Annotated in this window: 4 protein-coding genes; all 4 read right to left on the bottom strand. The window is 47.7% G+C overall.

Annotated elements, in window-relative coordinates:
• Nucleotides 1–8 precede the first annotated feature (8 nt).
• Genes UB51_RS11740 through UB51_RS11755 form a run of 4 tightly spaced genes read right to left on the bottom strand, consistent with a single transcriptional unit; the run spans nt 9 to nt 16048 of the window.
• On the bottom strand, nt 9–13580 hold the full coding sequence (locus UB51_RS11740) for a non-ribosomal peptide synthetase (RefSeq protein WP_082063125.1): 13572 nt from the start codon (nt 13578–13580) through the stop codon (nt 9–11).
• 20 nt (nt 13581–13600) lie between these two features.
• The gene (locus UB51_RS11745; protein ID WP_044877448.1) at nt 13601–14395 is read right to left on the bottom strand and encodes a CPBP family intramembrane glutamic endopeptidase; all 795 of its coding nucleotides are present in this window, start codon (nt 14393–14395) and stop codon (nt 13601–13603) included.
• On the bottom strand, nt 14392–15192 hold the full coding sequence (locus tag UB51_RS11750) for a CPBP family intramembrane glutamic endopeptidase (RefSeq protein WP_044877449.1): 801 nt from the start codon (nt 15190–15192) through the stop codon (nt 14392–14394). The genes UB51_RS11745 and UB51_RS11750 overlap by 4 nt, the downstream gene beginning before the upstream one ends.
• 1 nt (nt 15193) lies before the next feature.
• Complete coding sequence (locus UB51_RS11755) at nt 15194–16048, bottom strand: CPBP family intramembrane glutamic endopeptidase (RefSeq protein ID WP_044877450.1); 855 nt, start codon at nt 16046–16048, stop codon at nt 15194–15196.
• Between the last annotated feature and the right edge of the window lie 29 nt (nt 16049–16077).

The raw sequence follows: 16077 nt of genomic DNA on the forward strand, positions 1-16077 counted from the left end.
GTAACCTCTTAAGCTATCCCATCTTCCAGTATGAGCTCTCCAATCGTACGTTCTGTACCGCCGATAGCTGTAATCTCCCGAACCATTGCACAGTAATGATGCGCCATTCGCACAATGGTTTCTTCATGGAATAAAGCGGTCGCATACTCCAGGCTAAACACAATTTCCTCTCCGCTCTCCACTGCCTCCAGCGTCAGATCAAATTTGCTAACACCTTGCTCAAACGGCTGCGACTCGAAGGTCATCTCCCCCGCCTGAAGTGCTGAACGCTCCATGTTTTGCAAGATAAACATCGTGTCAAACAGCGGGTTTCGGCTCTGATCTTGCTCAAGGTCTAGTCGCTCCACTAGATCCTCGAATGGATACTCCTGATGTTCCAGCGCAAGCAGCACATCACCATGAAGCTCTTTAACGTAGCTACCGACCGTTCGTCCCGATTGTGGATGGCTGCGAATCGCCACCGTATTGATGAACATCCCGATCAAGCCTTCCACATCAACATGACCGCGTCCTGCCACTGGCGTACCTATCACAATGTCCTCTTGCCCACTGTACCTGCCGAGCAGCACCGCATACGCACTCAGCAACACGGTATACAGCGTCGTGCCTTGCTCTCTGGCTACGCAATGTGCTCTCTGTGCAAGCTCCGCGTCCAGCTTGAATGCATACCTTTGCCCCTCATAGCTCTGCATCACTGAGCGCGGCTTATCATTTGGCAGCTCCAGCACTGGCAGCTCGCCCGAGAATGTCTCCAGCCAGTACCGCTCATGTGCCTCATACATTTCCCCGCTCAGTCTCTCCTCCTGCCAAGCGCTGTAATCTCGATATTGAACTCGCAGCTCTGGTAGCTCCTGGCCGCTATATAATGCGGTCAACTCCTTCAGAAGCACGCTCACGGATATACCATCTGTCACGATATGATGCATATCCAAGAGGAGCAGGTGACGATCTTCATCCAGTGGAACAAGTCCTGCCCGTAGCAATGGGCCGCTTCCGAGATCAAAAGACCGTATGAACCTTGCCATTAATCGGGTGGTGATTACCTCATCCATCCCTGATTCAGACAGCAAACGTTTAGCCGTCATTCGCGCCCAAGCATTTCCTTCCAGCTTAAACACCGATGTAGAGTGTACATGTTGCTCGAATGCCACCGCAGGATGAACGCGTTGCCTGAACTCGCCATCCATATAGTGGAACGTCGTCCGCAAGCTTTCATGTCTAGCAATTAAAGCGGCGAACGCCCTCTCCAGTCTTATGGCTTCCAGCTTGCCTCGTATCTGTAGTGCAAACGGTACATGATACATCGTCGCTTCACCAGATATGAGCTGAAGCACATATTGCCTTCTCTGCGCGCGCGACATTGGGTAATACTCCTGATCCTCTTGACGTTGGATCGGCTGATAAGCATGTTTGTGCTCACCTTCGATTACAACGGCAAGTGATTCCAACGTCGGATTCAAGAACAGCGCTCTCAGCGGCACATGCACACCAAATTGCTCTTGTAGACGACTGACCAGCGCCGCCGCCTTGAGCGAATGCCCCCCAAGCTCGAAGAAGCTATCGGTCGCTCCAATATTGTCTGTTTGAAGTAGCTCCTGCCAGAGCACGGCCAATCTGTGCTCCGTCTCATTTCTAGGCGCCGTATATTGGCGCTCACTCCGCTCGGCTGGCTGCGGCTTCGGCAGTGCCTTGCGATCCACCTTACCTGTCGGTGTCAGCGGGATGGCTTCCAACGGCATGACATAAGCTGGAATCATATATGCCGGTAACCTGCCCCCTAAATAACCACGAAGCGTAGATGATGCGTTTGACGATTGTCCTGCGCTGCTCTTTTGTGCCATGCTTCTCCCACCATGTTCACTTTGAGAAACCACCGTGCCATGTTCATCACTTGAATCAGTGCCGTCATGTTCGCTCGTTGCTTGAACAGAGTAATATGACCCATCTGCTGCGCTCTCGCTTACTTCCGCATCCATGACGACATACGCACAAAGCGCATACTCGCCATCCACTTCTTTAAACGCCATAACGACCGCTTCCTTCACTCGCTCATGACTCAGCACCTGTTGTTCCACTTCGCCAATTTCAATTCGGTGTCCACGTATTTTCACCTGATGATCGCGGCGACCTGCATATACAAATTCGCCGTTCGCTAGTCTTCGCCCCAGATCGCCTGTCCGGTACATTCGTTCGCCCGAATGGAACGGATTCGGGATGAAAGCTCCCACGTTCCATTCGGGATGACTGAGATAGCCGCGTCCTACTCCTGAACCGCCGATGTATAGCTCTCCAACAACGCCTATCGGCTGCGGTTGCAGCTCTGCATTCAATACAACCATCCCTGCTCCCGCAATAGGCGTACCTATCGTAATCGCTTCCCCATGTGTCACTTCGCACACCGATGTCCACACCGTCGTCTCCGTTGGTCCATACAGATTGAAGATTCGTGCCTGCGTTACTGCGCGCAGTCGATTCAGGAGCTCCGTTGTCAACGGCTCCGCTCCAATCATGATTACGCTTAGAGATTTCAGAATGTCAGTCTGCCCTACCTGCGCCATCCACCACTTAAAGCGAGATGGTGTAATTTGGAGGACATCTACCTCGTACTTGGCCATAAGCATCTGCAGCAAATACGCGTCGTTGCGCTCCTCTTCATTCGCCAGCACGATCCGCATGCCCAGCGTCAGCGGCAGCAAACTCTCCACAATAAAGATGTCGAACGATACCGTCGCCATAGCTAGTATGCCTTGGCCTTCCGCCAAAGGAAGCCGCTCCCGGAATCCCTTCACGAAGCTCGCCAGTCCCCGATGCTCGATCATTGCGCCCTTGGGTCTTCCCGTTGAGCCTGATGTGTACAGGACATAGGCCAGATGGTCCGGAAGGCAAACAGATTCGAGATTATTACGGGCAGCAGCGTACAGATCAGGGTCATCCAAATACCATTCCTCCACTGCGCTTCGCACTCTTCCAGCGTACGCCCTTTCCGTCAGCAGCAGTTGCTCGCCACAATCCTCCAGCATCCAGCCTATACGCTCCGCTGGATAGGACGGATCAATCGCTACATACGCCCCGCCCGCCTTCAGAATGCCGAGAATGGCTACCAGCAGCAACGGCGAACGGTCAGCCATCAGCGCGACGATACGCTCAGCTCCAACGCCGCGGCTACGAAGCGTATGCGCGAGGCTGTTCGCCCGTTCATTCAGCTCACGATACGTCATTTGCTCCACACCGAACTGAATCGCTGCTGCATCAGGCGTTCGCGCCGCTTGGTTCTCAATCTCCACTAGTATGGATTTCCAGTCCGAAGACGTCGCAGACTGAGGCAGTTCCTGCTTAGTAGCGCAGCCGTCCCAATCTGTAGTACAGTCTTCCTTCTGGACATTAATAACTCTTCTATTCTCCATCACGATACTGCTCTCGAATACATCTAGCAGCTCCAAGCGTTCTGTTTCATTTAGTAACTCCAGCTCGCCGAGCGTTCGTTCTATGCCACCGTCAGCTGTCATCTCTCGAACAATTGCACAGTAGTGATGTGCCATACGCACAATGGTTTCTTCATGGAATAAAGCGGTCGCGTACTCCATGCTGAACACAATTTCCGCTCCGCTCTCCACTGCCTCCAGTGTCAGATCGAACTTACTAACACCTGGCTCAAACGGCTGCGACTCAAAGGTTAAATCCCCCGCTTGAAGTGCTGAACGCTCCATATTTTGCAAGATAAACATCGTATCGAACAGCGGGTTGTGGCTCTGATCTTGCTCAAGGTCAAGTCGCTCCACCAGATCCTCGAATGGATACTCCTGATGTTCCAGCGCAAGCAGTACGTCACCATGCAGCTCTTTAATGTAGCTACCGACCGTTCGTCCTGCTTGTGGTCGACTGCGAATCGCCACCGTATTAATGAACATCCCGATCAAGCCTTCCACATCGACATGACCTCGTCCCGCCACTGGCGTACCTATCACAATGTCCTCTTGCCCACTGTACTTGCCGAGCAGCATCACATACGCACTCAGTAACACGGTATAGAGTGTCGTGCCTTGCTCTCTGGCTAGACGATGCGCTCGCTTCGCAAGCTCCGCGTCCAGCTTGAACGCATACCTTTGTCCCTCATAGCTCTGCATCACTGGGCGTGGCTTATCATTAGGCAACTCCAATACCGGCAGCTCGCCCGAGAACGTCTCCAACCAGTAACACTCATGTGCCTCATACGCTCCCCCGCTCAGTCGCTCCTCCTGCCAAGCGCTGTAATCTCGATATTGCACTCGCAGTTCTGGCAGCTCATGGCCGCTATATAATGGCGTCAACTCCTTCAGAAGCACGCTCACAGATACACCATCCGTCACGATATGATGCATATCCAGTAGCAACAGATGACGTTCCTTATCCAGTTGAACAAGTCCTGCTCGTAACAGTGGACCGCTTCCGAGATCAAACGGCCTTACAAACTGGGCCATTAACACATCCATCAGCCCTACAGCCAATGCAGCTGCAAATTTCTGCTGATAATCCGCGGAAGTAACTGATCCCAGAACCCATTTGTCGGCTGTTACTCTTTCTAAGACACATTTCTCTAGTTGGAAAGTACCATATGAATCTATCCCATGCTCAAACTCTTCAACAGGATGAATCCGTTGCCTGAACTCCCCATCCATATAGTGGAACGTCGTCCGCAAGCTCTCATGTCTAGCAATTAAGGCGGCGAACGCTCCCTCCAATCTTAGGACGTCCAGCTTGCCTCGAATCTGTAGGGCAAACGGTACATGGTACATCGTCGCTTCACCAGATATGAGCTGAAGCATATATTGCCTTCTCTGCGCGCGTGACATCGGGTAATGTTCCCGATCCCCTTGACGCTCGATCGCCTGATGCTTCTGTACATTCTCTCCATCTATAATACTCGCGAGTGACTCCAGTGTTGGATTCAAGAACAGCGCTCTCAGCGGCACATGCACGCCAAATTGCTCCTGTAGACGACTGACTAATCCCGCTGCCTTGAGCGAGTGACCCCCAAGCTCGAAAAAGCTGTCGGTCGCTCCAATATTGTCTGTTTGCAATAGCTCTTGCCAGATCACGGCCAATCTGTGCTCCGTCTCGTTTCTTGGCGCCAAATATTGGCGCTTGTCCCGCTCGGCTTCTTGCGGTTTCGGTAGCGCCTTACGATCTACCTTACCTGTTGGTGTCAGTGGGATGAATTCTAGCGGCATAACGTAAACTGGAATCATATACGCGGGTAACCTGCCGCTAAGATGTTGTCGCAATTCCGACGCTATGCCAGACAGGGGCTGGTTGTTATAGTCACTTTCCGAATATGAAGCGATGACGACATACGCGCAGAGCGCATGCTCACCGTCTGCCTCTTTAAACGCCACAACGACAGCTTCCTTCACTCGCTCATAACTCAGCACCTGTTGTTCCACTTCGCCAATTTCAATTCGGTGTCCACGTATTTTCACCTGATGATCGCGGCGACCTGCATATACAAATTCGCCGTTCGCTAGTCTTCGCCCCAGATCGCCTGTCCGGTACATTCGTTCACCCTCACGGAACGGATTCGCGATGAATGCTCCCTCGTTCCATTCCGGATGACTTAGATAGCCGCGCCCTACGCCTGAACCGCCGATATACAGCTCTCCAACAACGCCTATCGGCTGCGGTTGCAACTCGGCATTCAATACAACCATCCCTGCTCCCGCAATGGGTGTACCAATCGTAATCGCTTCCCCATGCGTCACTTCGCACACCGATGTCCATACCGTCGTCTCCGTTGGTCCATACAGGTTGAAGATTCGCGCCTGCGTGACTCCACTCAGCCGATTCAGCAGCTCCATTGTTAACGGCTCCGCTCCAATCATAACTACGCTCAGAGCCTTCATGCTGTCGGTCTGCCCTACCTGCGCCATCCACCACTTAAACCGCGATGGTGTTATTTGGAGAACGTCTACCTTGTACTTGGCCATAAGCTCTTGCAACAAATACGCGTCGTTGCGCTCCTCTTCATTCGCCAGCACGATCCGCATACCCAGCGTCAGCGGCAACAGACTCTCCACAATAAAGATGTCGAACGAGATAGTCGCCATCGCTAGTATGCCTTGGCCTTCCGCCATTGGAAGTCGCTCCCGAAATCCCTTCACGAAGCTCGCCAGTCCCCGATGCTCAATCATGGCACCCTTAGGTCTTCCCGTTGAACCTGATGTGTACAGAACGTAGGCTAGATGGTCCGGAAGGTACATAGTTTCGAGATTACTACGGTCAGCAGCATACAGATCAGGATCATCCAAATACCATTCCTCCACTGCGCTTCGCACTCTTCCAGCGTACGCCCTTTCCGTCAGCAGCAGTTGCTCGCCACAATCCTCCAGCATCCAGCCTATACGCTCCGCAGGGTAGGACGGATCAATCGCGACGTACGCTCCGCCCGCCTTCAGTATGCCGAGAATGGCTACCAGCAGTAGTGGTGAACGGTCGGCCATCAGCGCAACAATCCGTTCGGGTCCAACGCCCCGACTACGAAGCGTATGCGCTAAGTTGTTCGCCCGTTCATTCAGCTCGCGATACGTCATTTGCTCCGCACCGCACTGAATCGCCGCTGCGTTAGGCGTTCGCTCCGCTTGTTTCTCAATCTCAGTTAATATACTTACCCATTGTGCATGTTCATCAGCAGGTAAGAAACCTTCCTTCCCTACTTCACTCTCGTATCGATTAAACACGGTTAACAACTGCGCCTTTTCTTCATCATCCATAATAACTAGATCGCCTAATCTTCGTATGGGGCCGTTGCTAACAGTCATCTCGCGTACAATTGCACGATAATGACGCGCTAACCGCTGTATCGTCTCTTCATGGAACAGGCTAGTTGCATATTCCAGAGTAAACACAATTTCATTTCCACTTTCTGCTGCCACCATGGTCAGATCGAACTTACTTACTCCTGGATCAAAGTGTAACTGCTCGAATGTCAATTCTCCCGCTTCAAGTACGGATTGATTCATATTTTGCAAAATGAACATAGTATCGAACAGCGGATTGCGGCTTTGATCTTTCTCATGCCCTAAACGCTCTACCAGTTCCTCAAACGGATACTCCTGATGCTCCAGCGCAAGTAATACGTCATGATGAAGCAGAGTTACGTAATCACCCAACGTCCGGCTTTCTTCCGGCCGAGTGCGAATGGCTACTGTATTAACGAACATTCCAATTAAGCCTTCCACATCAACATGGCTCCGACCCGCTACAGGCGTACCGATAGCGATGTCCTCTTGGCCGCTGTATTTGCCTAGCAATATTGCATATGCACCTAACAGCACAGTATAAAGCGTTGTGTTATACTCACGCGCCAATCGACGAGCGCCCTGTGCTAACTCTGTATTCAAAGTAAAAATAATGGCTTGTCCTTCATAGCTTTGAACCGACGGACGCACCTTGTCCGTTGGTAACTCCAGTACAGGTAACTCACCTTTGAACGTCTGTAACCAATGTTCCTCATGTCCTGCATAGGTTTCACCTTGCAGTCTCTGCTCTTGCCATACTGAATAATCCCTGTACTGTACAGGAAGCTCCAAGGGATTATTACCGCTGTAGAGCTCAGTCAGCTCCTTCACCAGCACGCTAACGGACACACCGTCTGACACAATATGATGCATGTCCAGCAGAAGTAAGTGACGCTCCTGCTCCAACGAAACCAGACCTACACGAAGCAAGGGGCCTGTTTCCAAGCTGAATGGTTTAATAAACTTCAACATTAGCCCATCGATAAATGCCTTAGATGTTATTTTTGTAGCGTCGGACAAAACTATAGATTTCTCATCTTCACTCAACTCGAAGTTTTCAAGCTCGAACATAGTATCAGAATGGATACACTGATTGAACTCATCACCCTCATAATGAAAAGTAGTCCTCAAAGTTTCATGTCTCATAATTACTGTACCAAATGCCTCTTCAAGCTTCGCAACATCCAGTCTTCCACGCATATGCAAAACAAATGACAAATTATATGCTGTATCCTCTGTTGAAAATAACCCCAACAGATATAGTCTTCTTTGCGCCCGAGACATCGGATAATGTGCCCGATCGGGTTGTCGCTGAATTCGTTCATATGTTGGTGTGAATTGACCTTCATTACGATTTACCTCTTCTGAAATCCATGCTGCCATCGATGCAACAGTAGGTGCCTGGAACAAGATACCAAGGGGCACCTCGATACCCATCTTCTCATGAATGCGGCCTGCCAGCACTGCAGCTTTAAGCGAATGACCGCCAAGCTCAAAAAAGTCGTCGTAAATACTAAAACCACCGAAGCCTAATACATCTTGCCAAACCTCAGCTACATTCGCTTCCAGTGTTGTACGTGGCAATACGACATCTCTTACTTCCTGCAACTGAAGGGAAGGCTCCGGCAGAGCCTTACGATCTACCTTACCATTTGGTGTGAGCGGTATGGCATCCATCGTTATCAAATAGGACGGGATCATGTAATCAGGCAACTTGCTCTTCAAGCTGTTTTTAATTTCAAACATTTCGATTTGACGATTCAAGACGATATAAGCGCATATACTTTTGTCACCCTCATTGTCTTCAGTAGCGATGACAAAAGCTTCATCTACGGCTTCATTCCGTAGCAAGTGTGTCTGTATTTCACCTAACTCAACACGAATGCCTCTAATCTTAATCTGGTGATCCAACCTGCCCAAATACATGGCATTGCCGTCCGGAAGCCATTTCGCCAGATCGCCAGTACGATACAGCAGCTTTCCGTCCAGCATTGGATGCTGGACAAATCGGCTTGCAGTCAACTCAGGTTTGTTATAGTAACCTAGCGCTAGTCCACTGCCCGCGATACACAGCTCTCCAGTTACCCCTATTGGCGCAAGTCTGTCCCCGAAACCTAATATATAAATTTCGACGCCATGCATTGGTCCTCCAATCGGCACCGTTTTTCCACATGGAGCGCCAGACTTATACACATACATATTGGAACAAATCGTTGCTTCTGTTGGTCCATAACCGTTCACAATACATATATTAGGGTTCAGACTTACGAATAACTCAAGTGTCTCATCCTTGATAGGTTCGACCCCAACGAGCATTTTGTTAAGCTGAAGTTTAGTTTCCGATTGCTCCAATGCGCGTGCAACATCTTTAAGCATCGTTGGAGGAATGTAGGCAAAGGTCACCCCCTCTGACACGATTACAGAAGCAAGTTGCCTCGGATCAATCAATTTGGGCTCAGGATAGAGGATGACGCTTGCACCAAACATTAGCGGCATAAATAGCTCGCATACGCTCACATCAAACGAAATGTTAGTCAGACTCAAGCAACGATCGCGTTCATCAAATCTCTCACGATAAAATCGTTTGAGCGAATGCCCGAAATTGAAAAAACTACGATGGGAAACAACCACTCCCTTTGGCTCGCCTGTGGAGCCGGAAGTATAGATAACATACATTGGATCTTCAACAGAACCCGCCAGCTCCAAATTGCTTCCATCACCCTCATATACATAATCCCCATCAAGTGCGATCAATTCTAATGAAGAACCTACTTCTAAAGCATCAATTCGATCTGTTAGAAGCAATTTCGTTTCACTGTCAGACAATAAATAATCAATTCGTTCTTGAGGGAAATTCGAATCAATTGGTAAATAAGCGCCGCCAGCTTTCATAATAGCGATCATACCTATCAGCATGGGTATGGATCTTTCTGCCATAACGCCTACAATGGTATGCGCACCTACGCCGCTCTGTTGAAGCCTCCGAGCCAATCGATTCGTTCGTTCATTTAGCTCCCTGTATGTGATCGACTGTCCACGGTGTTGAACCGCACAGCTCTCCGGCACCCACCTCGCCTGTTCCTCGAAGGATTCTTGAAATCTACGTGGTGTATCGAACTGAGTATCACGACTACCGAAATCAGATAAAAGCTGGGTATAATCTTGCGCAGATAACATTTCGCAATCCGCTAATGTAAGTCCTGGATTGCTTGTCACATGCTTTAATAAGGATATATAATGCCGCATGAATGTCTGCACGGTCTCAAGACGGAACAAATCGGTACAATACTCGACAACTAAACGTATACCCTCTTTTCCTTCAACTGCTTGAATCATTAAATCGTATTTAGCAGTTCCATGGGGGAAACGTTCATGTTTATATGTCAGACCTTCTCCGGAGAAGTCTGGCGTATTCAAATTTTGCATAATAAACATCGTATCGAACAGTGGATTTCGACTTGTATCACGTCTGTCGACTAGTTGAACTAGCTTTTCAAATGGGAAATCTGCGTTCTCATATGCTTTAACTGCTGTTGCTTTCACCTCAGCCAAAAACTGTAGGAACGTTTTGTCGGCCTGCGGATAGCCACGCAACACAAGTGTACCTACAAACATACCAACAACCGACTCCACCTCACGATTTACTCGTCCAGAAATAGGTGTGCCAACAGCAAAATCCTCTCCGCCCGTATACTTCGCAAGCAAGGTATAGTAAGCAGTAAGCAATACCATAAAGAGTGTACTTTCCGTCCCTTTTGCCAATTCACGAATGCTTGCTGCCAAACCAGCATCCACGTAAAGATCAAAAGTTTCTCCACGGCTACTCTTAATAGGGGGACGAGGAAAGTCCGTTGGCAGCTGTAGTACGGGCCATTCACCCTTGCATTGATTCATCCAGAACTGCCCCTGACGCTCCATTCGTTCCGATTGAGGCAGTTGTTGCTGCCAAGCAGCATAATCTCGGTATTGCAGTTTAAGTGGTTCCAGCAGCTCTCCACGGTAAAGCCTTACAAGCTCACCGAGTAATATGCCAGCCGACATGCCATCAGAAGCAATATGATGAAGATCCAAAAACAGTACATGTTGATCTGAACTAATCGTGAGTAATGTCGCATAAAGTAGCGGGGCCTGATTTAGATCAAAGGGAACAAATAAGTTCTGCAAAACCAACGGCAGCTCTTCTTCGGTCACCTGCAACCTAGTTAATGTAAAGGGCACCCGTTCATGAACGAACTGCCGAATTTCTCCCTCAACAACTGCAAACGATGTTCTCAACATCTCATGGCGTTGAATTAGAGTCTGAATGGAAGCTTCCAGCCTAGACGCATCGATATCGCCATCCATATGGAGCAGTTCCGGCAAATTGTAGCTTCTGTCGTCCGGTGTTGCTAACTGCTGAAGATACATCCGCTGCTGTGGAGATGATATGACATAATGCTCACCGGATGGAATCGGCAATATGATAATTGCTTCATCTTCTACTTCCTTTACAGATTTCAATCTACGTTCCGTTACTGCATCAGCAAACGTTCCCAGTACCGGGTTTGCGAGTATATCAACGACTTCAAGCCGAACATCCCAACGTTCACTAAGCCTATTCATAATTTTGAGAGCAATGATAGAATCTCCGCCTAGTTCATAGAAGTTTGCGTCGGTATGAAGCTCGCCATAGCCGAGTATCTCCCCCCATACATCCGCTACGCTTTGTCCGACTTCCATATTCCCGCATTCACCGAGCAGCGATACGATTCTGAATTGCTCTTCATTTCCTTGCCCTTGCTCCTGCTGCTGAAGCCTACTCCGCCAGCTAGCAAATGCTTCTTCCATTTCTATTCTCAGGTCCACTGGAACCTCATTGCGTGTCCACAAGTCCTGAATCATAGATAACGGGGAACTATTCGACTGGGCACTAGACTCTTCAACCCAGCAGGAATGACGGTCGAAAGGATATACGGGAATAGGAATACGTTGGCGATGTTCTCTACTATACATCCGTGCCCAATCCATCCTAGCTCCGGCAACATAACGCTCAGCTATTTGAATTAACATCCCGCGGTCCCTTCGTTTACCGCTCGCTTCGTGATCCAAAAGTTCCTGCACAACTACTTCATCACTAATGCCAGCATCCGTCGAGGCGGCGAACCCATAATACACCTCCAGTGCATTCATTTCCCCGATCCGCTCGATGTCCAGAGAATTAATAATCCGTCGAAGCTCAACCTGATCAGCAGCAACGATCGCCAGTCTATATTTGTAATGACCCCGTCCTGTGGCTGCGGTGAAACAAAGATCTTCTATGCTCCAGCTATCCGCATCACGGGCAGAAATCCATTCCCGATAGCCCTGAATCATGTGCTTCAATGCTCCCTTGCTATGTCCAGACAAGCAAAGGAGACTTACATCATCTTCTACCTCATATTTATTAATCTCATTATTTATTAGAGGCGCTTCCTCCAATACGACATGACAATTTGTACCACTCATACCAAATGCGCTAACGCCACATCGTCTCGCCCCGTTTTCATCACTCCATGGCATCAACTCATTATTCACATAGAGGGGCGAATCAATAAACGAAATTTTGCGATTCGGAAATCGAAAGTGTAACGTCGGCGGAAGTTGCTTATGATAGAGCGAGAGTATTCCTTTTAATAGACCAGCGATACCAGCCGCATGATCTAGGTGACCAATATTGCTTTTAATTGAACCAATTGCACAGAACTGCATCTTATCCGTAAATCGGCTAAATGCGCGTGTAATACCGTCAACCTCAATTGGATCTCCAAGCGTAGTCCCCGTACCATGCGCTTCCATATAAGTTACCGTTTCAGGATCAATCCCCGCAGCTTCCCAAGCCCTAACAATCACATCCTCCTGTGCCAACGCATTTGGAGCAGTAATGCCAACTGAGCTTCCGTCTTGATTGGTAGCGCTGCCTTTAATGACAGCATAGATGTGATCCCCGTCTTGAAGCGCTGTGGAAAGTGGTTTAAGCAACATAGCTACAACACCATCTCCGATACCTGTTCCGTCCGAGGAATCATCAAACGGTTTGGCCCGATTATCGCTTGATTCAATACCTAACCGAATACCGATATCAAGCGGTAACAGATTGATCTTCACGCTGCCAGCCAATGCCATATCACATTCTCCACTACGAATAGACTGACAAGCTAGATGAACCGCCACTAGCGAAGAAGAACATGCTGTATCTACACTAATCGCAGGACCACGCAGATTGAGTAAATATGAGATTCGACTTGCTATCATTGAGCTTAAATTTCCTGGAGCTGCTAGAGAGAGAGCTTCCGGGTTAACCGCCTCGATTACCCTTTTATAATCATGCAAAGCATCCGCATTGTGACCAATAAAAACACCCGTACGCGTACCTTGAAGCGCCTCTCCCCCATATCCACCGTCCTCAAGCGCGTTACATGCCGTCTGTAGAAACAACCTCTGGTTGGGACTCATCAAAGAAGCTTCTTTTGGAGACAATCGAAAGAATGAATAATCAAATGATGAAATATCGTCCAGATATGCTCCATCAAATATAGAAATATTGTTGTACATTGCTCCAAGCTTCTGTAAATACGGCTCAAGTTCACGCCGACGGGACTCCGGAAATTCACCTACACAATCGATACCACTTAGCAGCACATCCCAAAATTCGTTATGAGTTTGCGCCTGAGGCAGCTTTGCGGAAATACCTACAATTGCTATTTCTTTTAATGATGTTTCTATAATTTCATCATCGAATGAATCCGATTTGCGTATATCCGTTTTCTCCTCCAGCAGATCAAGTTGAAACATGCCTCACACTCCCTTCTACTCTATTTGAAGCTACCTGCTGCTTGCTTATTCTGTGGCAGTCGGCGAGAACGAAATAACAGAACAAAAATATGCGCTAGAAGTGCCAAACCACTAATAACGGTAAATGCAACCACCGTACCTGAAGACCACTCTTTAATAAAAAGCGATACAACATACAGGGAGGTCGTACTGATCATATGTGTAATTAATGATGACCATATCGACCCTGTCGAGACACGAATCACACCATAAATAACTGCTCCTAGTGCCGCAAAGAGACCTACGGTTATATTCATAAAGACAGCCCCAAAAAACACAGCTTGCAGCAATACCGACATTAGTGTGGAGAATCGCTCGCGGAACAAATGTAGCAACAAACCTCGGAAGAGCCATTCTTCTAATAAAGATCCTAGTAGGATGCTTCCAAATAAAATAACTAAAAAGTGCCCTCCATCAATAATGAAAGTTACTAGATTAGCTATTTCAGGGTAGTTGTCTTTGATCCAAGAGATCCCTGAGAATGATGCAATAAACAGACCCAGTGAAAGACCTGCTCCAGCGCTAACCACCAACGATTTCGGAGGGATAAAGCCCAGATCGGTAAAAGAAATACGTTGCAATCGTTGTAAAGGTATATAGAGTGCAAGAACAATGAGATTGGCGATAATAAAAATGCTCGCTGGATTGTTGTTAAACCAAGTTTTTAGATCGGGCTGTGTTATCCAGTTATATATCGCTGTATTCATAAGCATGACGATTCCTGCATAAATGATGAGATATAACAGAGATTTAGCGAATATCAATACTGTTCTCACAGATTAATCGCCCCTTGTTGTGTTGATGTATTACGAACCTCCCGCTTGGCTAAGAAGATTCCAATGACAATGATTATAAGAGATATGGCCATTCCAGTTGTTAATACAGCAAGATTGTCTGTCTTAGGACCCGAATGCCAAAGGATATACTGTATGCCTTGGCAAGCCACTTGAGCTGCTATTGGCGCCCAGATGGAATCGAACCAGACATAGATCAGAGCAAAAATAACAGCTCCTAGAAATCCGTAAATCGATAGCGGGATATCGCCGGTAAAAAATAATACGCCGTACAAAATACCTTGAAGTACAATGGAAATAAATAATGGAAGGACGCCTCTAAACGCATTAAGGAGTACCCCTCTGAATAACGTTTCCTTATATATATTTCCAAGAAGAAGGAACAGTAGAAACACATACCACTCGACCCGATAAAGATAATCGAAAAGAACATTGAATTGTACTAATTCGGATTGAATTCCAGGCCATTGTGCAAATGCAACTGTGAATAGCCCTGCTCCTAAGCCAACAACTAGGGAGAGCACAAGCGCTCTCCCCCCCATCTTCCGATACCGTGCAGCTTGAAATATATTCACTTTAAAAATATATTTCAGTGCGAGGTACATAAGCGGGAAACTCACAATATCATTAAAGACGATAAAGATTAATGTATTCTGCTGAAACCACGCATTATCCTGATAAATGAAATGATTGAATATATATAGTGCCGTGAAAAACCAAGCAAAATAAATGCCGATAATAACGCCAACTTTTGCTAACATTAGACCCCATTGTTTCAACTTATAACCCCCCACTCGTCGGAATAGATTTCCCTTGTACAGGGTCCCTAGTTTCTCCATTGCCATTTCTCCATACATATACAGTACCTGCTAGTAAACTGAGTAGGCTCACAATGGTTATGACATACAGCATACCTTCGCCTAGTTTATCTACCGCTTCATAGAATCCAACATACTTAGCAATAAAGATGAGACTCATCGCTGAAGTTTGTAAAATAATTGGAGCCCATATGGAGGACAGTCGAATGCACAATATCGCATATATAATCCCCGATCCAAGTCCGATAGCAGACAAACTTAGACTCGGTTGAAAATATGCATAGACTGCAGCTTGTACAATAATCGCAGTAATCATAGGCATAACGGATCGTAAATGATTGTAAATTAATCCTCTAAACAATATCTCCTCGTAAATCGGACCTAGCAGACCTACTCCAAGAATGACGAACAAAATGGAGTCACTTCTCATCATGTCATTCACAAGACCTGGAATGGAAGGGAAGTTGCGTGCTACAAGGTCTATTTCCATAAGCCCGATGCTAAATAGACAGCCTGCTAACCCCATTCCAAACATAAATAACGTATTTTTGAGTGAAATCCGTTTAAAACCACTCGTCTGAAACAAGGTTTGCACCTGCCCGGGCCATATGCTTCTCTTCAAGCGGAATAACAGCATGTAGAGCAACAAGATTGAACCAGAGAGCACTGCCATGAACATAGCAGGATTATAATCTAGAAATCTCGCAAAGCCAGCAGTAGCCTCCCACTGATAGGTCTCCCTTAGCAAAAATAGCACGGCATAGAAGATACCCAAATAGAGAGCAATATTCCCAATCATTAATAATATCTTTTTCACATAGGTGCTCCTTTGCATTTTCGACTTAT

Origin of the sequence: Paenibacillus sp. IHBB 10380 (assembly GCF_000949425.1) — a bacterium.
Classification (GTDB): domain Bacteria; phylum Bacillota; class Bacilli; order Paenibacillales; family Paenibacillaceae; genus Paenibacillus_AQ.